Origin of the sequence: Sagittula marina (genome assembly GCF_014196795.1) — a bacterium.
GTDB lineage: Bacteria > Pseudomonadota > Alphaproteobacteria > Rhodobacterales > Rhodobacteraceae > Sagittula > Sagittula marina.
Genome location: NZ_JACIEJ010000001.1, coordinates 261,648 through 278,253, shown reverse-complemented (window position 1 = coordinate 278,253; position 16,606 = coordinate 261,648). Strand labels below are relative to the sequence as shown.

The window sequence follows — 16,606 nt, the reverse complement described above, 5'->3', positions numbered from 1 at the left end:
TTGCGCTTAACAGACAGGCGCAGCCATCACGAGGCCAGCAGCCAGAGGCAGAATTTCATGGGGTTTCCCGGAACTTGGATGACCGAAAGCGAGAGCGTGGTATATCGGGTTGTCCCGAAATGCGCTTGCTCGACCATCGGTCAAATCATGTACTATTCCGATCACGGCAAATTTTTCGACGGCGACATCCACGATGCCACCAGCGGTCTGCACAAATGGGGCATCGAGGAAAGCCAACCGAAGATCAAGGCAAACGTCAAGACACGGACCTCCTACACCTTTACCTGCGTGCGCAATCCGTACACACGAATCCTGTCCTCATTCTTTGACAAGATCTGTGGAATTCAGCGGAATGGGCGTCGTTATCGAGGCAATCTGGTGCCGCTCCTGACGCAGAAATACGGCATCGAGGTGGGCGGCGATGACGGTAAAGACCAGTTCGACCAGATTCGCAGCTTTCGCCGGTTTTTGCTGTTCGCGCGCGACACGATCCGCTGGCGGCGACCGATGGACCCGGATATCCACTGGTCGGCCATGTCGGGTCATGTGAGCACGTTCATCGTTAACGGCGGGCGCTATAACAAGATTTTCTGGACCGAACAGTTCAACGACGGGATGCAGCAAGTGCTGGATGCCATCGACACGCCGTACGCCGTTGATCTAGGCACGATCCCTCGGTTCAATGAAAGCGAAGGGCATGGACCCAAGCGCGCGCACCCTGTGGAAGATTACTTTGACGATATGTCGATGCATTTGATGTACGAGATCTACAAACGCGACTTCGACCTGTTCAAATACGATTTCGAGAACCCAGCCAACAAGATGCCAACCGCTGAAATCGATCTGGACGAAGTGCACGCCAAGCTGGGCGATTGAGGCGTACGAGGGGCTGGCCCCTCGCGCTCCCCGGAGAATTTGGAAAGCAAAGAAGCAAGCGCGCGGCCTGCTTCAATTGTTGGCCTCTCAGACTGGAAATCTCAGTCTTCCAGCGCCTTGATCATATCGACCCGAGTGCCGTGACGCCCGCCTTCAAATTCCGTGTCCAAGAAAGCGTCCACTATGGCAAGTGCGAGGCCCGGACCCACAACACGTTCGCCGATGGACAGGATCTGGGCGTCATTGTGCGCGCGGATCATACGCGCGGAAAACTCGTCAGCACAGACACCGCAGCGAATGCCTTTGACCTTGTTGGCCGCCATCATGATGCCCTGTCCCGTGCCGCACAGGATGATGCCGAAGCGGCAGTCGCCCGAGGCTACCTGACGCGCAGCGGCTTCGCCGTGTTTGGGGTAATGCGTGCTTTCAGGGGTGGTGGGGCCAATGTCGACCGCTTCCCAGCCCTTCGATTCGATATGCTTGGCGATCTGCTGGCGCAGCTCGATCGCTGCATGGTCGCTGGACAGGACGATTCGCTTGTTGTCAGACATGGGCGGTCTCCGCAAAAAAAAGGGGCGTCGCGGTGCCTGTACCACGACGCCCCTGCGATTTCCTAGTGCCGGATTTCGCGCTTAAACTGTGGGGATAGCCGCCATCAGGCCTTGCTCCTGGAGTTGCGCATGGGCCTCATCGAGGCTGCGCCGCGCTCGCTCGATCAGTGTGTCGATTTCCTCCTTGGAGATCACCAGAGGCGGCGAGATGATCATACGGTCACCGACGTGGCGCATGATCAAGTTGTTGGCAAAGCAGCGTTCGCGGGTGATGAAACCAGCGGTTCCCGCCTCTCCGGCGAAGCGTGCGCGCGAGGCTTTGTCCGGGGTCAGCGCGATGGAGCCCATGTGGCCGACGATCTTTGCTTCACCCACCAAGGGATGGTCGGTAAGCGTTTCGAACTGCGCCTTGAGATAGGGTCCCGTCTCATCCCGTGCACGTGTGACGATGCCTTCCTCATCCAAAAGGCGCAGGTTTTCAAGCGCGACCGCGCAGGCGACCGGGTGACCCGAATAGGTGTACCCATGATTGAACTCGACGCCATCGATGACTTTTGCCACGCCATCAGACACGATTGAGGCCCCGATGGGCTGGTAGCCGGAGGACAGTCCCTTTGCCACGGTCATGATATCGGGCCGGATGTTCATGGTCTGCGAACCGAACCATTCGCCGGTGCGCCCGAAGCCGCAAATCACCTCATCGGCGATCAGGAGAATGCCGTATTTGTCCACGATGCGCTGGATTTCGGGCCAATAGGTTGCCGGCGGGACGATCACGCCGCCCGCCCCCTGGATTGGTTCGGCTATGAAGGCGGCCACATTGTCGGCACCAAGTTCGAGGATCTTCTCCTCAAGCAGTTGCGCGCGCGCGAGGCCGAAGTCGTCCTCGCTCATATTGCCACCTTCGAGATACCAATAGGGCTGATCAATATGGTGAATGCCTGGGATCGGCATGCCGCCCTGCGCGTGCATCCCCTTCATCCCGCCCAGAGAGCCGGAACCGACGCTGGATCCGTGATAGCCATTCCAGCGGGAGATGACGTGCTGGCGCTGCGGCTGACCCTTCTCCTGCCAGTAAGTGCGCACCATCCGCAGATTGGTGTCATTCGCTTCTGAGCCGGAGTTGGCAAAAAAGACGTGGTTCAGATCGCCCGGCGCCAGCTCTGCCAGCCGCGCGGCGAGATTGATCGCAGGCACATGGGAGGTCTGGAAGAACGTATTGTAAAAGGGCAGTTCGCGCATCTGGCGGGCGGCGGCCTCGGCCAGCTCTTCGCGACCGTAGCCGATGTTCACGCACCACAGCCCCGCCATAGCATCAAGGATGCGATTGCCGTCACTGTCATTGAGCCAGCAGCCTTCGGCACGGGTGATGATCCGCGCGCCCTTCTCGCCAAGGCCCGCGCCGTGTGTAAAGGGATGCATGTGGTGCGCGGCGTCCAGCGCCTGCAGTTCAGCAGTGGGGGAATTCGGGGTCAGGATAGTCATAAAGGGCGCCTCCGTCAGGTTGGCCCCAGAATATGATCAAATTATGCGAAGTCAATCAGACCGTCTTACAACTCCTTCTTTAGGCGGCAAACATGCAGGAAAGCGCGAGATGCTGTGCTGCTCTCAGGGTTTTGGCAAATAGGGTCGAGGGGCCCTTGACGGGATCGCATCGGGCGGGCGGGGCGCTTTTGCCTCTGGCAAACAGCTCCGCGCCGCCCGTGTCAGACCGCCGCTGCAATCATTTCCATGCCCTGACGGACGTCACCGGAAATGGCTGAGGACGCCGCCTCGGCATCGCCATCGTGCAACGCCTCCAACAGCTCCTTGTGCAAATCGCGTAGCGCCCGCGTGCCTTCCTGCCCACAGACCACACGTAACGACGGTCCGAATCGCAACCAGAGGCTCTCGGTCAAAGACGTCAGGATAGGCGCTGCCGCCCAGCTATTCAGCGCAGCGTGAAAGGCATGATTCTCTCGCAAATAGGTCTCCACGTCGCCCCGCGCAATGCCGCGGTCGAGCCGGGCATCGATCTTACGAAGGTCGGCAACGGCTTGCGCCGTCACCCGTTCCGCTGCGCGCGCTGCAAGACGCGGTTCAATCGCCAGGCGCGCCTCGGTCAGGTCCTCTACCGCCGCCGCATCCAGCACAGGCACCACGATGCGCCGATTTCCCAACGATTCCAACGCCCCTTCTGCCGTCAAGCGGCGCAGCGCCTCGCGTACCGGGGTCATGCCCGCGCCGAGCCTGTCCACCACCCCCTGTATCGTCACCGGTTCGCCCGGCGCCAGCACGCCAAACAACACCAGTTCACGCAGATCACGGTAGACCTGCTCGTGTACCGGCACCCCGGCCCCCACGGTCACTGCCTCGGTTTTCACCATCTGACTTTCACTTTCGCACCCCAGGCCCTGAAGAAACCATCGCCGAAGTTGCCTCCGCTTGCAACTTATGATCAAAATTCTGACACTGGGCCGACAGAGCCCGCGACCAACGGGAGACCCCAATGACCAAGACACTGATGACCCTGACCGCCTCAATGGCGCTGATGGCCGGCATGGCCACCGCCGAAGAGGTGCGAGTCTACAACTGGTCCGATTACATCGACGAATCCTTGCTGGAGAAGTTCGAGAAAGAGACCGGGATCGACCTCATCTATGACGTCTTTGATTCCAACGAATTGCTGGAGACAAAGATGCTCGCCGGCGGATCTGGATATGATGTGGTTGTGCCCACCGGCACCTTCCTGCAACGCCAGATTTCGGCTGGTGCGTTCCAGCCGCTGGACAAATCCGAGCTGCCGAACATTGACAACATGTGGGATGTGATTTCCGACCGTACCGCGAAATATGACCCCGATAATGCCCATGCCATCAACTACATGTGGGGCACCACGGGCATTGGTGTGAACCTTCCGAAGGTGAAGGAACTGCTGGGCGAGGACGCGCCGCTCAACAGCTGGGATCTGGTCTTTGATCCCGCCAACATGGAAAAACTGGCTGAATGTGGCGTGCACTTCCTTGATGCGCCCGCTGAAATGCTGCCCGCCGCGCTTAACTACATTGGCGAAGATCCCGACAGCCACGATCCCGACGTGATCGCAAAGGCCGAAGCCGTCTACATGCCGATCCGTCCCTATATCCAGAAATTCCACAGCTCGGAATACATCAACGCACTGGCCAACGGTGATATCTGCGTGGCAGTCGGCTGGTCCGGCGACATTCTTCAGGCCCGCGACCGTGCGGCCGAGGCAGACAACGGCGTCGAGGTGGCATATATCATCCCCAGTGAAGGGGCACAGATGTGGTTCGACCAGATGGCGATTCCGGTCGATGCCCCGAACCCTGAAGGAGCGCACAAGTTTCTCAACTTCATCATGAACGCCGAGAACATGGCTGCCGCGTCGAACTATGTCTATTACGCCAACGGCAACAAAGCCTCACAGGAATACCTCAACGAGGATGTGATCGGCGATCCTGCGGTCTATCCGGATGATGAAACCATGAACAACACCTACACGACCACGCCCTACCCGCCGAAGGTGCAGCGTGTGGTGACCCGCCTGTGGACCAAGATCAAATCTGGCACCTGAATTTTAAGGCGTCTCAACAGAACACCAAGGGCGCGCCATTTTGGCGTGCCCTTTCATTTTCGGCATCACCTTTTGGCGGGCATCATCTAGCGGCAACTTTCTGCCAGCACACAGATTATTGTGCCGTTGTCGCCGTGAGCGTTAAATCAAACTTAACCCATATGATTCAAAACCATCTTATAAAATTAACAAAAGATGAGGCGGAGATGACTGAACAGTTGAGAGACATGGACCTGGCGCAACGCGCGTCTGAGGCCGCCATGGAATGCGAGACATTGGGGTTCAGCGCCACGGCACGGGCGCTGCGGCTTTTGGCGGACCAATATCGAATGTCTTCGTCCCGGCATGGCTTTCCAACGGAACAACCCTCGTATTTCTGCGCGACAGGCTGACCGATACGACAGGTGTGTTCACGACCTGTTAACCAAATTTAGGCTAACTCCCGTGAAACCGAAGCTGCCTTGGGAGACTCGCCGTGAACACCACCTACGACAAAGTCATGTGCCTGCTGACAGATATGGCCAGCCACGCCCAAGCAACTTCGGGCACGGGGCCGACACGAAAGCAGATCGCTGCCGCCAGATCACTGGCGGACCAAGAGCTTGGCTCTGTGAATGGTTCAATGCACAAATCCTGTTACGCGCGTGCTGAGCACACCTGAACCGCAGCGTCGCACCTGTCCGACCGCTGCCACGGCACGATAGATGCGGCGCTATCAAATGGACCCAAAAGGCCCCGCCAATCGGCGGGGCCTTTTCGTTGGTCATATATCAGAATCAAAGCTTGTGGCGTTCCGACCGGAGTGCCTAGCAGGGCTTTCAATCCTCCGCCGAGCAGCAGCGCGGTGCAAACAAGCCCCTCGAATAGGCACCAGAAGACTAGCTGCGGCACAGACGCGTCGAGCTCACCGTGGTTGTGGTTATCATGTGCCGAAGGTTGTCTTGCTCGACCTAATATTCAGTGTCGAAGTCCATCAGCCTTGGGTCGGCCTCTTGACCCTCGTTGCCTTCGATGGATGGGATGGTCGCCTGTGTCCCTTGGGTCTTATGACGTCTCTAACACCGCAGAATGCGACGCAAAATTCATCTACGGGGAAACACATACCCCTCACGCTTCTTTGCTTGCCGGCAGTCAACGACTTACTTTCAAAGATCACCAAGCTGTCCAAAGAGCGCCCAGAGATCACGCACCGCCAGTCGCATCCGCGAAAAAACCCAACGTGCTCATCAATCGACATATTGCCTTTTTTTAACCCCGTGTTGAGGATGGCGCTATGAGCCAGAATGTATTCGCCCCGTGGGCCGACCCGACCGAAAAGCCCCTGATCCAGTTCAAGGGCGTGACCAAACGCTTTGGCGACTTCACCGCCATCGACGACCTGACACAGGACATTTACGCCAAGGAATTTTTCGCGCTGCTTGGCCCGTCCGGCTGTGGCAAGACAACTTTGATGCGGATGCTGGCCGGGTTCGAAAAACCCACCGAAGGGCAGATCCTGCTCGGCGGGCAGGACCTGTCGCAAATCCCGGCGAACCAGCGCAGCGTGAACATGATGTTCCAAAGCTACGCGCTGTTCCCGCACCTGACGGTCTGGGACAACATCGCCTTTGGCCTGAAACGCGCCAAGCAGCCCAAGGATAAGATAGAGGCCCGCGTGCAGGAAATGCTGCGCCTCACCCGGCTGGAACAATTCGCCAAACGCAAGCCGCACCAGATTTCAGGCGGTCAGCGGCAGCGTGTGGCTTTGGCGCGGTCTCTTGCCCGTGCCCCGAAGTTGCTTTTGCTCGACGAACCGCTTGGCGCTCTGGACAAGAAGCTGCGCGAAGAAACCCAGTTCGAGCTGATGGACATCCAGGAGAAGACCGGGACCACATTCATCATCGTGACCCACGACCAGGAGGAAGCGATGACTGTCGCGTCCCGTGTGGCGGTCATGAATCACGGCCAGATCGTGCAGGTCGATACGCCGGACCGCATCTACGAGGCGCCCAATTCGGTCTACGTGGCCGGTTTCATCGGCGATGTGAACCTGTTCCGTGGCATGGCGCAGGCCCGTGACACCACGCCTCCGCCTGCCATCGACCCGGTGGCTCAACCTCTCCCGGAACCCACCTCCCCCGAGGCCGAAAAAGCGTTGAACGACCAAGCCACCAGAGACGCGCGCACACCTCAGCCCAATGCGTTGGGGATGAAACTGCATGACAAGCTCTTTGCCCCGGTATTCGGCAAATGGATCGACGAACCAAAAGCCCTGCCCATGCCCGATCCGATCGAAAAAGCGAAGGCCGAAGCGGCCCGTGCCCCCGCGCCGACGCCGCCCGCCTCCGAGGTACCGCAGGGCGGGCTGGACATCGCTTGGGCCGAGGGGCAGCCGCCTTTGATCGCTGCAAACGGGCCGGAAACACTGTCCGGGCACAAGGTCGTGCTCTCGCTGCGCCCGGAGAAGGTCTCTATCTGGAAGGAACGGCCCACCAACCAGCCCAATGCAGTCAACATCCTGCAAGGTGAGGTGATCGACATCGCCTATCTTGGCAACATGTCCACCTATCATGTGAAACTCGCCGACGGCACGATGGTCAAGGCGCAGGCCTCCAACACCCGCCGGATCGCAAATCGGGGCATCACATGGGAGGATAAGGTCTGGCTGTCCTTTACCGCCACCGCAGGCGTGGTGCTGGAGGACGAGGCGTGAGCGACACCCCCTCCATTCGTGCCATGAACTTTGCGCTGGGTTTCATGTTGCTGGCGCTGGCGGCCTTTGCAGCGCGGCTGGCAATATTGTTCGCCTCTGACGGCTGGGACGCGACCTCTGCGACCGGGTTTCCCCTGACGCTGGCCATCTTCATCGCGCTGGCGGCTGGCACTCTGTCGGCCATGAGCAAGATGGATCAGGACCGGCGCACCGGGTTTCTCGGCGCGACGGTGATCGGCCTGCCCTATGTCTGGCTGCTGGCGCTGTTCCTTGTGCCCTTTCTGATCGTGTTGAAGATTTCGCTATCGGACGTGGCGCTGGCCCGCCCGCCCTACATGCCGCAACTTGATCTGTCCGAGGGCTGGAGCAATCTGACCGCGTTCCTGTCGGATCTGGATTTCGAGAATTACACCTTTCTCACCTCCGATGACCTGTATTGGAAAGCCTACCTCAGCTCGTTGCAAATCGCGTTTGTGGCGACGGCCTGCACGCTGCTGATCGCCTATCCGGTGGCCTATGGCATGGCGCGCGCACCGCAGGAATGGCACGCCACACTGCTGATGCTGGTGATCTTGCCCTTCTGGACCTCCTTTCTGATCCGCGTTTATTCGTTGATGGGGATCTTGAGCAACGACGGTGTTCTGAACCAATTTTTGCTATGGACCGGGCTGATCGGTGAACCGCTTCAGATCCTGAACACCAAGCTCGCCGTCTACATCGGCATCGTCTACACCTACCTGCCCTTCATGATCCTGCCGATCTACGCGTCTTTGGAAAAGCTGGACGAGAGTCTTCTGGAAGCCGCCGAAGACCTCGGTTGTTCCCGCTTTCAGGCCTTCTGGCTAGTGACGTTCCCCTTGTCCAAAGGCGGCATCATCGCGGGCTGTTTCCTTGTCTTCATCCCTACAATTGGCGAATTCGTCATTCCCTCGCTACTCGGCGGCTCTGGCACGCTGATGATCGGCAAGGTGCTATGGGAGGAGTTCTTCAACAATCGCGACTGGCCGGTAGCCTCTGCAGTGGCGGTGATCCTGCTGCTGATCCTCATCATTCCCATCGTGCTGTTCCAGCGGTCCGAGGAAAAATCCCGCGAGGCTGGCCAATGATCCGCGTCAAGATTGCCCCGACCCCGATGTGCCACGCGTCCACACTCGAGGGAGGCCGCGCATGAAACGTCTGTCATGGTTCAACGTCACGGCGCTGACACTCGGTTTTGCGTTCCTTTACCTGCCGATGATCATTCTGATCGTCTACTCCTTCAACGAAAGCCGTCTGGTGACCGTCTGGGCGGGGTTCTCGACCAAATGGTATGGTACACTCTTGCAGGATCAGGAATTCCTTGATGCCGCCTGGGTGACTGTGCAGGTGGCGTTCCTGTCCTCGACCATCGCGACGGTGCTGGGCACGATGGCCGCGCATGTGATCATCAACGCCGGACGGTTTCCGGGTCGCACGCTGTTTTCCGGTATGATTTACGCGCCGCTCGTCATGCCAGAGGTCATCACCGGCCTGTCGCTCCTGTTGCTGTTCATCGGCCTGAACATCGACCGGGGCATCATGACGGTGGTGCTGGCGCATACGACATTCGCGATGTGCTATGTCTCTGTCGTGGTGTCGTCGCGGCTGGCCACCTTCGACACCGCACTGGAGGAAGCGGCCCGGGATCTGGGGGCCACACCCTTTCAGGCGTTCCGTTTGGTGACCCTGCCGATCATCCTGCCGGCGGTGATTTCTGGATGGCTGCTGGCCTTCACCCTGTCGCTGGACGATCTGGTGATAGCATCCTTCACCACGGGTCCGGGGGCGACAACCCTGCCGATCAAGATCTTCTCGGCGGTGCGCCTGGGCGTCAGCCCGCAGATCAACGCGCTGTCGACGCTTATGATCGTTGTGGTGACAATCGGTGTGATCACCGCCTCCCTGGTGACCAAACGCAATGCCGTGCGCCGCGCCGAGGAAGAACGTGCCGGAGCTGCCAGCGCGTGAAACGACTGTATGAGGCGCAGGCCTACGCGGCGGATGCCGGGGCATTCTGGAAAGACACCACTCCACCGCTGGAGTGGCCGGTGGCAGAGGACGCCAACTGCGATGTGGCGATCATCGGCGCAGGCTTCACAGGGCTAAATGCGGCGATCACGCTTGCGCGCGCGGGACGGGACGTGCGCGTGCTGGATGCGGAGCACCCCGGATGGGGCGCATCTGGCCGCAACGGAGGCTTCTGCTGCATCGGTGGCGCGCTGGTTGGCGACTCAACCCTCGCCCGCCGCCATGGCGCAGGACAAGCCGCGTCCTGGCAGGCGACACAACAGGCGGCCATCGACCACGTAGATGCCTTCCTGTCGCACACCGGGGCCAAGGTCGATCGGCATTCCCACGGAGAGACCGTGCTGGCCCATACCCCCCGCGCCTTCAAATCGCTGAGGGCCGAAGCCGAGGATCATTCCGGTGCGCGTCTGCTGTCGCCCGAGGACCTGAGGACCGAAGGTTTGAGCACAACGTGGCATGGTGGGCTGCACATTCCGACCGGCTTTGCCCTGAACCCGCGCAAATATCATAGCGCGTTGGCGCAAGCGGCCCTCGACGCGGGCGCGACCCTCCACGCGTACAGCCCGGTCACCAAACTTTACCGAGACGGACTTTGGCATTTGCAGACGCCCAAGGGCACCATCCGCGCCCGACAGGTCATCCTCGCCACCAATGGCTATTCGTCCGAGGACCTGCCCGCATGGCTGCGCGCGCGAACCCTGCCAGTGCAAAGCTCGGTCATCGTCACGCGCCCCCTGACTGACGCGGAATTGGCGGAGGCCAACTGGACCTCCGAGCAGATGGCCTATGACACACGCCAATTGCTGCACTACTTTCGCAAATTGCCCGACAATCGGTTCCTGTTCGGAATGCGTGGTGGCCTGACCGCAAGACCGGCGGAACAGATGCGCATTTCGCAGCACATACGGCGGGATTTCAACGCGGCCTTTCCAGCTTGGCGCGATGTCGAAATCACCCATGAATGGTCAGGCCTTGTGTGCCTGATGGCGTCCGGTCACCCCTTTTGCGGGGCTGTGCCAGAACACGAAGGGCTGTTTGCTTCGCTCGGCTATCACGGCAATGGCGTCGCAATGGGCAGCTACCTTGGGCATGGACTGGCTCAGAAAATGATCGGCGACGCAGACCCGGCTTTGCCCGCCTTCCTGTCCAAGCCACCCAAACGCTTTCCGTTCGGGGCATACCGCCGCCAATTGCTGCGGCCGGCTTATATGTTTGCGGAAACCTTCGATCTGTAGAGACGTGCTTCGCCGACCGGCGCTCCAACCCGGCGGGTGGTCCGCCGGATCCTTCATGGCCTCGCAAATCGGCGCTCACCCCTGCGGTGTCATATTGGGACGCGCTTTGCCGCGTTTCAGTCCCAACTGCCGTTCGCGCAGGATAATCCCGATCCCGGCGACAATCACGATCCCCGCGCCCGCCAGCACGTTTACTGTCGGCACCTCGCCGAAGAACATATAGCCAAAAATTATGGCAAAAAGGATCGAGGCATATTCGAACGGGGCCAGAACGGCCGCACCCGCAAAGCGATAGGAGGAGGTCAGAAAGATCTGAGCGACGCCCCCGATCAGCCCGGAGGCCACAAGCATTCCAAGCACCGGCAGTTCCGGCCAACTCCAGCCAAACGGCAGCGTCAGCAGCGAAAACATCGTGGCCGTGAGCGAGAAATAGAAGACGATGGCCGATGTTTCCTCCACCGCGACCATACGCCGGATCTGGATTTGCGCCAGTGCGCGCATAACCGCGGACACCAGGATCAGCACCACGCCCCAGAATGCCGCATCGCTCAAGTCATTGAAGGCCAACCGGGGCCACATCACCACCGCCACACCTGCCAACCCCAGCAGCACGGCGGTCATGCGAAACAGCCGCAGCCGCTCCCCCAACATCACCGCCGCCAGCAGCACCGTCAGCATTGGCGCGGCGTAGCCCAGCACTGTCACCTCTGGCAACGGCAACAGGCCCAGCGCAGCAAAATTGCAGCCCATCGCCGACACGCCGATCAATCCGCGCCAGCCGTGCATGAGGGGGCGCTTGGCTTTCAACCCTGTTTTCAGATCACCGCGCATGGCCAACCATGCGATGATTACAGGCATCGCCAGCGCCGAGCGAAAGAACACCGCCTCGCCTGCGGGAACAAAGTCAGAGGCCGCCTTGATCAGTGAAGCCATGATGGTGAATAAAAAGACGGACGCCAATTTCAGCGCAATGCCGCGCATCGGAGACATAACAAAAGACCCTTTCGTTAGAGCGCCACCGTGAACCGATCCCTGATAAAGGTCAATCACACTGCCCTGTTGAATGACGCACAAATTGCAGGTCACCGAAATCGTCAGTGAACGTTCGTCAATCGCCAGGCCGGCGAACGGCTCTCATTCTATCCGCAGTCAAACCAGCTTCGTTGAGACGCAAAATAGGCCGGGCGACGCTTCATGAAATTGGCCTTGATTGCCCGGGATGTCGCAGCCACACGTGCTCAGGGCTGTGAACCGGGTGCATGGGCCCGCACCGGGCTTAAAGTCTATAGATGTTCGACAAGACACCGATCCAAAGGGATAAATTCCGTTATCGTCGGCGTTGGCCCGTCTTAGGCCGTTTCCAGACAATGCCGGCGGAAAGCACGTTTGAGCATGTCCAACTCGGCGCGCAGCAGTTCGACCTCTGCGCGGATGTCGTCGCCCAAAGCCTCCCCGGCGACGAGTGTAAAGCTGCCCAGCGCCGTGTCGTCGCTCGCGTCGAGGATCAGAAATGTTTGCACGCCGTCGCCCACTGCCTCTGCCGGGACGGGGATGCTGACCAACCAGCGCCGACCGGGGTTCGAGGCGTCCGGCGCCACCTCTGTCACCGTCACGCCGGCCACCGGAAAATCGCGCAGCGAGACCTGCACATCCGGCACGGCGGAGGCGTTCTGCGTGGTCAACAAGCCTTCCCAGACGCCTTCGACAAAGCGGGTCTTGGTCAATGTGAATTCGCTCATCCGTGCAGTTTCCCTTTGCTGGCGTCCATTAAAAAGGCGCGCGCTTGCGGCGGCTGAAGGTCAGATCGCGCAGCACCACCTGGTTCATTTCAGGCCCCTCAAAGATCAGATCCAGCCACATCTTCTCGACGCGCTTTTCGTTCAGCTTGGTGTAGGCAAGATCAAACTCCACGTGAATTTCCTCCGCGTTTAACGGCAGTTCACGGACGATCTGTTCTGTGTTTGGCCCATGCTTGATGTTCAGACGGGCGAAGATCTCAATCGGTTTTTCCATCTCGACGATGGTTTCGATACGGATCAGGTGGTTGCGCTTCAGACCGTTCGACGCCTCCTCCGGCAGGTCGATGGCCAGCGACAGATAGGAGCCGTCAAAGCGAAACACGTCCAACCGCAAACCATAGGCGGCGAGATCCGCCTCGCGCATGTTGCGGATCTGGCGAAGGGTCAGTTCGGAATGGGCGCAGTCATGAAACACTGTGGCCTCGCCCCCCAACGTGGAATTGGATTGCACCGTCGACATGCCCTGCACCGGCAGCGGGCCACACCACACTTCAGGCCGCCACGCCCAATCCGCATCCACCGGGCGCGGAAAGGCCTGATTTCCGATCGCAGGCAAGGCCAAGCGCTTCTCTGCGACGTGAATCAATCTATCGAGCTGCGTGCGCAGGCGGCGGGCGCGGGTACGGTGCTCACGAAGCGCCGCAAGGTCCATACTGTCAGCGCGGCGCGCCATTGCAGACCACCGTCGAAGCACTGCGAGAAAGACCGCCCTGTCCAACCACCCGTTCCGTTGTCCAACTGCCATCCCGCTCCCCGCCACGACGCCTCTGAGGGGCGGCCTGTTTTCAGCACGTTTCACCCCTCGATCTCGATTCCGACCATATTTTTCGGATTCGGAAGTAGTATGGCAAACACTACCCGCCGAATAAACGTGAAAGCGAATTGTTCGTGGCTGGTTTTGTCGGAGCGGTGGCCGTGGTCAGGGTTGTGACCGACCCGCCTTCGCTGGCGTGGCGTATGCTGTCGCGGACGCTGACCAACATGGCGGCTCCACGTTTGCCCGCCAAAGCGTCTCCGTCAGGTGCATACAGTGCAAGTCCAACCACGCGATCGCCTTGCAGGAACGCGCCGCGCCAGTAGCGGGTGTCGCCGCCCTCCAGAACGCTGGCGCCGCCTGCCCCTAGGTGCGCCATGACCAAACCATCTTCATGCCCAGCGGCCAGCAATGGCGCTTCGGCGGCAGCGGCGAGTGCCTTGCCATCGGGCAGGTCGCTGGCAGTGCCCCGCGGGCCGACCGTGACCGTGACCATGACCGGGGCAACATTCTCGCCCACCTGTCCGCCGGACAAGATCATGCACGAGGCGATGACGGCAAAGCCACGCCCGGCTGCGGACTTCGACGTTTCCGGATCGAGGCAGTAGCCACTCGGCCCCGCGACGATTACCTCCCCGCCCGCGAGTGAGACCTTCGCCAGTGGCGGCGGGCGCGTTGCCGCGGACGAGATCAGCGCCTTTTTCCCTCCACCCTTTGCCGGGGGCACTGCCTCGCAACCGATCAGCGAGACAGCAACACCGCCGGCCAATATCATCGCGGCGCACCGACGAACGGCACAGCGGGCCACCAGTGCCGTCGACCGGTCACGAAAGGGCAGGACGGTCAGCTTGTCTTGTCCGTTTTTGAACACGCGCCTCTTCCTCCCAAAGACTTGTCCAAAGGAATACCCCGAGTGCGACAAGGGGCGCAAGCGCGCCGGACGGGACGGTGGGCGGGGCGATGTTGCCGCAGGCGACGAGCGCCGGTCCCGGCCCTAGCCCGCGCCGATCAATGCGCCCGCGCCAAACACCAATGCGCCCCCCAGAACCACCTGAAAGGCCGCGCGCCAGAAGGGGGTGTCCATGAACTTGTTCTGGATCCATGCGATGGCCCAAAGCTCCACGAACACAACGACGCAGGCAATGATCGTCGCGGTCCAGAAATGTGGGATCAAGTAGGGCAGAGCGTGTCCCAAGCCGCCCAGCGTCGTCATCACGCCAGAGGCGATACCGCGTTTGACAGGGGAGCCGCGCCCGGACAGTTGACCGTCATCCGACGCGGCCTCGGTAAAGCCCATGGAGATACCGGCGCCGACAGATGCCGCCAACCCCACAAGGAAGGTGGTCCAAGTGTTTTGCGTTGCAAAGGCCGTGGCAAAGATCGGGGCGAGGGTCGAGACAGACCCATCCATCAGCCCTGCCAGTCCCGGTTGCACCCAGGTCAACAGGAACTGACGCTTCTCACTGTCCGCCTCGCTCTCGCGGGCGGCTTCGTCCAGATTGGCCTGATCCAGCCCTTCTGCGGCCTTCTGGTGACCCGCTTCGGCGGCAGCCAGAAAGCCAAGCAGTTTGCGCGTGCCTGCATCCGTGGTGCGCTGCGCCGCGGCGAGATAAAAGCGTTCGGCATCCCGTTCCATCGCTTCAGCCTCGGCGCGGATGCGCTCCAGCGACAGGTTTTCCACCAGCCACACCGGCTTTCGCGCGTAAAAACCCGCGACGTGCTCACGACGGATCAGAGGAATGACCTCTCCAAAACGTTTTTGATGCAGCTCAATCAGAGAGGCCCGATGCCCATCCTCTTCCTTGGCCATGCCATCGAACACCTTGGCCGTGTCCGGATAATCGGCGCGCAGCCGTTCCGCATAGCTGCGATAAATCCGTCCATCATCCTCCTCAGAGGAAATCGCAAGGGCAAGCACTTCTTGTTCGGAAAGATCGTCAAACCTGCGGCGCTGCATCAAAAATCGCATATGGATCACCCCCGGGATCACAGACATTTAGAACAGTTCTAAAGTACGCAGCATCACCCTTATTGCAAGGGAAAAAGTTGAAACAGCCAAAATTGCCGCACCGCAGCGCTTGACAAATCAGACTCATCGGTCCAATTAAATGAACTATACGGTTTAGTTTGATTAAAGGAGATCCCGATGACCCGCTTCCTCGCCCCGCTTGCCCTGTCCCTGATGGCACTTGCCCCCTCTATTGCCAGCGCCACCCCTGTTTTTCTTCCGGAGCTGACTTTCCCCGCACCGGTGCAGCAGCCCGACGTTTCGACCCAAGGCTGCGTCGCACCGACGCATGATGTCTGCCAGTATCCTGCGCAATAACTCGCACGACGCACGGGCAATGCTTGCCCGGACTGAACTGTACGGTTTATACAGGCCTCCTACTCGTGGGAGAGCGCGCATGACCGCCGACAAAGCATCCCTTGCCGACGCAGGCCCCGCGGCCCGTGACGTCCGCAAGGGACGCAAATACGATCAAGTGATCGCGGGCGCCCAGGAGGTGTTCATGCGAGACGGCTTTGAAGGCGCGTCTGTCGACGAGATTGCGCGCAATGCCGGTGTCTCCAAAGCGACGCTCTACAGCTACTTCCCCGACAAGCGCCTTTTGTTCATGGAATGCGCCTGCGCCCAGTGCAACGCACAGGCGGACGAGGCGCTGCTGTCCATCGACTTTGCCCGCCCCCCTGAGCAGGTGCTGCCCATCGCTGGCCACAAGCTGCTGGGTTTCATGCTGTCAGACAACGGGCAGAATATCTTTCGCATCTGCGTGGCCGAGGCCGACCGCTTCCCCGAACTGGGCCGCCGTTTCTATGAAAGCGGGCCGATGATGGTCCGCCGCGCGCTTGGCAGCTATCTCGAAGTGGCGCGTCAACGGGGCGAAATCGTCGCAGACGACCTCACTTTGGCCGCCGACCAGTTCGCAGAGCTGTGCAAAGCGGACCTTTGGGTAAAGCTGATGTTCGGCATTCAGACGGAATTCTCCCCCGAGGAACGTAGCCGAATTGTTGATGGCGCCTTGCAGACCTTCATGGCACGGTACGGCGCAAAGTGACATCGCGTGACCCGTGTTGGTGG

At 60.1% G+C, this 16,606-nt stretch carries 18 protein-coding genes and 1 pseudogene; 11 read left to right on the top strand and 8 right to left on the bottom strand.

Annotated features, from left to right (window positions below; genetic code table 11):
* Nucleotides 1-57 precede the first annotated feature (57 nt).
* The gene (locus GGQ68_RS01285) at nt 58-876 is read left to right on the top strand and encodes a sulfotransferase family protein (protein WP_183962583.1); all 819 of its coding nucleotides are present in this window, start codon (nt 58-60) and stop codon (nt 874-876) included.
* A 101-nt stretch (nt 877-977) separates the two neighbouring features.
* On the opposite strand, the gene rpiB is transcribed toward GGQ68_RS01285, so the two are convergent.
* The 3 genes from rpiB to GGQ68_RS01270 form a co-directional block, all read right to left on the bottom strand.
* Nucleotides 978-1,427 (bottom strand): ribose 5-phosphate isomerase B, encoded by a 450-nt coding sequence (gene rpiB, locus GGQ68_RS01280; protein ID WP_183962582.1) that lies wholly within the window; start codon nt 1,425-1,427, stop codon nt 978-980.
* Between the two features lie 81 nt (nt 1,428-1,508).
* Nucleotides 1,509-2,912: an aspartate aminotransferase family protein gene (locus GGQ68_RS01275; protein WP_183962581.1), complete on the bottom strand. Its 1,404-nt coding sequence runs from the start codon at nt 2,910-2,912 to the stop codon at nt 1,509-1,511.
* 221 nt (nt 2,913-3,133) lie between these two features.
* The gene (locus tag GGQ68_RS01270) at nt 3,134-3,793 is read right to left on the bottom strand and encodes a GntR family transcriptional regulator (protein WP_183962580.1); all 660 of its coding nucleotides are present in this window, start codon (nt 3,791-3,793) and stop codon (nt 3,134-3,136) included.
* Between the two features lie 122 nt (nt 3,794-3,915).
* On the opposite strand from GGQ68_RS01270, the gene GGQ68_RS01265 reads away from it, so the two are divergent.
* The 8 genes and pseudogenes from GGQ68_RS01265 (at nt 3,916) to GGQ68_RS01235 (ending at nt 10,974) form a co-directional block, all read left to right on the top strand.
* Entirely contained in the window at nt 3,916-5,001 is a 1,086-nt protein-coding gene (locus tag GGQ68_RS01265) for a polyamine ABC transporter substrate-binding protein (RefSeq protein ID WP_183962579.1), read from the top strand.
* Nucleotides 4,974-5,393 (top strand): hypothetical protein, encoded by a 420-nt coding sequence (locus GGQ68_RS01260; protein WP_183962578.1) that lies wholly within the window; start codon nt 4,974-4,976, stop codon nt 5,391-5,393. Before GGQ68_RS01265 ends, GGQ68_RS01260 begins: the two co-directional genes overlap by 28 nt.
* Nucleotides 5,394-5,476: 83 nt before the next feature.
* The gene (locus GGQ68_RS01255) at nt 5,477-5,662 is read left to right on the top strand and encodes a hypothetical protein (RefSeq protein ID WP_183962577.1); all 186 of its coding nucleotides are present in this window, start codon (nt 5,477-5,479) and stop codon (nt 5,660-5,662) included.
* A gap of 612 nt (nt 5,663-6,274) precedes the next feature.
* Nucleotides 6,275-7,051: pseudogene (locus GGQ68_RS24800) on the top strand (ABC transporter ATP-binding protein); the annotation flags it as partial.
* Nucleotides 7,043-7,693, top strand: coding sequence for a TOBE domain-containing protein (locus GGQ68_RS24795; protein ID WP_425502945.1), 651 nt, complete (start codon nt 7,043-7,045; stop codon nt 7,691-7,693). The pseudogene GGQ68_RS24800 and the gene GGQ68_RS24795, both read left to right, overlap by 9 nt.
* Nucleotides 7,694-7,884: 191 nt before the next feature.
* Nucleotides 7,885-8,799: an ABC transporter permease subunit gene (locus tag GGQ68_RS01245; RefSeq protein WP_183962992.1), complete on the top strand. Its 915-nt coding sequence runs from the start codon at nt 7,885-7,887 to the stop codon at nt 8,797-8,799.
* Between the two features lie 61 nt (nt 8,800-8,860).
* Complete coding sequence (locus GGQ68_RS01240) at nt 8,861-9,679, top strand: ABC transporter permease (RefSeq protein ID WP_183962575.1); 819 nt, start codon at nt 8,861-8,863, stop codon at nt 9,677-9,679.
* A complete protein-coding gene (locus GGQ68_RS01235) occupies nt 9,676-10,974 on the top strand; it encodes an FAD-dependent oxidoreductase (protein ID WP_183962574.1) in 1,299 nt (432 codons plus the stop codon). The genes GGQ68_RS01240 and GGQ68_RS01235 overlap by 4 nt, the downstream gene beginning before the upstream one ends.
* 75 nt (nt 10,975-11,049) lie before the next feature.
* Here GGQ68_RS01235 and GGQ68_RS01230 read toward each other — a convergent pair whose 3' ends face one another.
* The 5 genes from GGQ68_RS01230 to mbfA form a co-directional block, all read right to left on the bottom strand.
* Nucleotides 11,050-11,964, bottom strand: a complete 915-nt coding sequence (locus GGQ68_RS01230; RefSeq protein WP_183962573.1) for a DMT family transporter — start codon at nt 11,962-11,964, stop codon at nt 11,050-11,052.
* A gap of 359 nt (nt 11,965-12,323) precedes the next feature.
* Nucleotides 12,324-12,713 carry a hypothetical protein gene (locus GGQ68_RS01225; RefSeq protein ID WP_183962572.1) on the bottom strand — a complete coding sequence of 130 codons (390 nt, stop codon included), beginning with the start codon at nt 12,711-12,713 and terminating at the stop codon, nt 12,324-12,326.
* 28 nt (nt 12,714-12,741) lie between these two features.
* Nucleotides 12,742-13,518: a DUF6478 family protein gene (locus GGQ68_RS01220; protein WP_183962571.1), complete on the bottom strand. Its 777-nt coding sequence runs from the start codon at nt 13,516-13,518 to the stop codon at nt 12,742-12,744.
* A gap of 109 nt (nt 13,519-13,627) precedes the next feature.
* Entirely contained in the window at nt 13,628-14,398 is a 771-nt protein-coding gene (locus tag GGQ68_RS01215; protein ID WP_183962570.1) for a dihydroxy-acid dehydratase, read from the bottom strand.
* A 123-nt stretch (nt 14,399-14,521) separates the two neighbouring features.
* Nucleotides 14,522-15,496 carry an iron exporter MbfA gene (gene mbfA / locus GGQ68_RS01210; protein ID WP_183962569.1) on the bottom strand — a complete coding sequence of 325 codons (975 nt, stop codon included), beginning with the start codon at nt 15,494-15,496 and terminating at the stop codon, nt 14,522-14,524.
* 177 nt (nt 15,497-15,673) lie between these two features.
* Between mbfA and GGQ68_RS01205 the strand changes: the two genes are divergently transcribed.
* The gene (locus GGQ68_RS01205; RefSeq protein WP_183962568.1) at nt 15,674-15,853 is read left to right on the top strand and encodes a hypothetical protein; all 180 of its coding nucleotides are present in this window, start codon (nt 15,674-15,676) and stop codon (nt 15,851-15,853) included.
* A 79-nt stretch (nt 15,854-15,932) separates the two neighbouring features.
* Nucleotides 15,933-16,583, top strand: a complete 651-nt coding sequence (locus GGQ68_RS01200; protein ID WP_183962567.1) for a TetR/AcrR family transcriptional regulator — start codon at nt 15,933-15,935, stop codon at nt 16,581-16,583.
* Nucleotides 16,584-16,606 lie beyond the last annotated feature (23 nt).